General features: G+C 48.0%; 1 protein-coding gene. It reads left to right on the plus strand.

Annotation, left to right across the window (positions count from 1 at the left end):
- The coding region (locus tag A3739_RS29825) for a hypothetical protein (protein ID WP_197472227.1) at positions 1-623 on the plus strand (623 nt) is incomplete at both ends.

Consider the following 623-nt stretch of genomic DNA (forward strand, 5'->3'; position numbering starts at 1 on the left):
TCAGGGTAGTGGTGTTTGGATCGTGAATATCGACGATTTAGCGAGTCTAACCATACAGGCACCGGCACATAGTAGTGATGATTTTATCTTGAGTGCGACGGCATTGGTGAATGATGTCGATCCTGAGTCAGGCCTCGTTAGCCAAGTGAGTGACACGATTAGTTTTAATGTAGAAGTGTTGCCCGTGTCAGAACAGGCTGTCGTAGTGGCATCAGCACGTGGAGATGAAGATACAGCGATCGCGTTAAATCTTGATATTAGTCAACCTGACGCGGATGGTTCGGAAAGCATCACAGACATTGTGATTAGTGGTGTGCCGGCTGATGCCTTGCTGTCTGCTGGCGTCATGGATGCGGATGGAAAATATCATTTAACGGTTGGAGAGTTAGCGGGATTAAGTTATACGCCTAGTCTCCATGATAGTCAGGATATCACCTTAACTGTTGAAGTGACGACCGAAGATGTTGACCCTGAGGGAGTGAGTCAGAGTGTCGAGATCAGTAGCCACCAAATTACGGTGCAGGTTGATGCTGTTGCGGATGCGCCAACCTTGGTGATGACTCCTGCGACAGGTGATGAAGATACGGCTATTACACTCGATATTATGGCTAGCTTGGTGGATC

Source organism: Oleiphilus sp. HI0067 (assembly GCF_001635735.1).